The 2,562-nt window shown below is 61.6% G+C and carries 2 protein-coding genes; both read left to right on the top strand.

The features are described 5' to 3' along the window. The first annotated feature begins 473 nt into the window (after positions 1 to 473). Positions 474 to 1,835, top strand: a complete 1,362-nt coding sequence (locus FHK92_RS20850; protein WP_181289746.1) for a cache domain-containing protein — start codon at positions 474 to 476, stop codon at positions 1,833 to 1,835. Between the two features lie 31 nt (positions 1,836 to 1,866). Beyond that, positions 1,867 to 2,499: a response regulator gene (locus tag FHK92_RS20845; protein WP_181289745.1), complete on the top strand. Its 633-nt coding sequence runs from the start codon at positions 1,867 to 1,869 to the stop codon at positions 2,497 to 2,499. Positions 2,500 to 2,562: the final 63 nt, after the last annotated feature.

Raw genomic sequence — 2,562 nt, 5'->3', positions numbered from 1 at the left:
TAGTAGCGGTAGGCGACCAGGTAGATGGCGACTGCCGCGACGACGATCCAGAGGGCGTTGATTGGCTCTCCGCGGCGCAAGGCCACGACGCTTAGCGCACATGCTCCCAGAACAGCCACGGCAAACCAGGCGAGGTGTTTAACCAGACGGGTTGTCATTGCGTGTCTCCTGCCGATATCCAGTGGATTGCGGCGATTGTTTTTATAGTGTGCCCCGGCTATTCGGAGCCGGCCCAATATCCCTGCATGCCGTCAATAAATAAATCCGTAGTACTACGTAGAACCCCGATTCCCTTGTGGGAGCGAGCCTGCTCGCGAAAGCGGAGTGTCAGTTAATGATGATCTGCCTGACCCACCGCCTTCGCGAGCAGGCTCGCTCCCACACAGACTCTCCCACAGGTTTATGTTTCGCCCATGGGTTTGGCATATGATGCCCGCCATCCACCTCCCCGCCGAGTCCGGACAGGAGTACAGATGCTGCTCAAACACAAGATCGTCGCCCTCGGGATCCTGCCGCTGGTCCTGGCGATTGCTGTCATTGGCGCCCTGGTCATCTCGCTCAACCGCCAGCTAGGTGACCAGCAGGCGCAACTGATCGAAGACAGTATCCTGGCGAGCAAGCGCGCCGAGCTGAAGAACTACGTGGAGATGGCGCAAAGCCTGATCGCCCCGCTGTATGACGACGGCAAGGGCGACGCGCGGGCGCAGCAGCAGGTGCTGGAAGAGCTGCGCAAGCTCAGTTTCGGCATCAACGGTTATTTCTTCGTGTATGACCGCCAGGGCCGCAGCCTGATGCACGCCCGGCAGTCGGAACTGGTCGGGCAATACCTGTGGGACATGAAGGATCCCCACGGCCTGCCGGTCATCCAGGCATTGATCAAGAGCGCCGAATCCGGCGAAGGCTTCCAGCGTTATGCCTGGAACAAACCCTCCTCCGGCCAGGTGACCGACAAGCTGGCCTACGTCGTGATGCTGGATCGCTGGGGCTGGATGCTCGGCACCGGGATCTACCTGGAAGACGTCGAACGCGCCACCCAACAGGCCCGCGACGAAGTGGCCCACGGTATTCACACCACCATGCAAGCCATCGCGGCCATCGCCCTGGTGGCGGTGCTGCTGGTGTTCGCCGGCGGCATCACCCTCAACGTCAGCGAACATCGCCTGGCCGACAAGAAACTGCAGCGCCTCAACCAGCGCATTGTCAGCCTCCAGGAGGAAGAACGCTCACGGGTATCGCGCGAACTGCATGACGGCATCAGCCAATTGCTGGTGTCGATCAAGTTCCAGTTCGAACTCGCCAGCCATGTCATCGAGAACGGCCAGGAAAATGGCCTGGGCATCCTGAAGAACGCCACGGATCGACTGGGCGAAGCCATCGGCGAAATCCGTAGCATCTCCCATGATCTGCGGTCCTCACTGCTCGACACCCTGGGCCTGCCCGCCGCCATCGGCCAACTCGCGGCCGAATTCGAGCAGCGCAGTGGCCTGGAGGTGTCCTATCGAAGCAACGAATTCGACTGTCGCCTGGAAAACGGCGCACCGGTGTCGCTGTTCCGCATCGCCCAGGAAGCGCTGACCAACATCGAACGTCACGCCGGGGCGAAACGTGTCGCCATTACCTTGTTCGGCTCGGGCCAGTCCTTGCGCCTGACCGTGGTGGACGACGGGATGGGTTTCAACGTCCCGCAGGTCGAACGTGGCCATGCCGGCATCGGCCTGCGTAATATCCGAGAACGGGTCGAGCATTTTGGCGGGCGGCTGGAGATGACATCGGTGCCGGGACGAAGCGAACTGGATATCCTGCTGCCCATGACCATGCCGGCGACGGAAAGCTGATGCGCGTCCATTTCAACCAGAGCACCTGCCGATGAACCTGCCCCCCGCCATACGCGTCGCGCTGGTCGATGATCACGCCCTGGTCCGCGATGGCATCCGCGCCCTGCTGTCCGTCATGCCCCGGTTGGAGGTGGTTGGCGAAGCGGAGAACGGTGTGCAGGCGCTCGAAATGGTCGGGCGCTGCCAACCGGACTTGCTGCTGATGGACATCGGCCTCAAGGACATGAACGGCCTCGAGCTGACCCGGCAGTTGGGCAAGCAATACCCCGGCCTGAAGATCCTGATCCTGAGCATGTACGACAATCATGAATACGTCAGCGAATCGGTGCGCGCCGGTGCCAGCGGCTACGTCCTGAAGAATTCACCGTCGAAAGAAATCGTCGCCGCCATCGAAGCCATCATCGGCGGCGGCACCTTCTACAGCGCCGAAATTGCCCAGCGCCTGGCCAGCGACCCGAGCACCGACAGCGAGCTGACGCCGCGCGAGAGTCAGGTACTGGCGAAGATGGTCCAAGGGCTCAACAACAAGGAAATGGCCCGCGAACTGGACATCAGCGTACGCACCGTCGAGACCCACCGCTTGAGCATCCGCCGCAAGCTCAACATCGACAAGCCCGCGGCCCTGGCGAAATACGCGATCGATCACGGGATCATTCCCCGCTGATCCCTTGTGGCGAGGGAGCTTGCTCCCGCTCGGTTGCGCAGCGACCGTAAAATATTGGGGTCG

It is taken from the genome of Pseudomonas brassicacearum subsp. neoaurantiaca, from assembly GCF_013608025.1.
GTDB lineage: Bacteria > Pseudomonadota > Gammaproteobacteria > Pseudomonadales > Pseudomonadaceae > Aquipseudomonas.
Note: the sequence above shows the minus strand (reverse complement) of the source record. Positions and strands in the feature narration are given on the sequence as shown.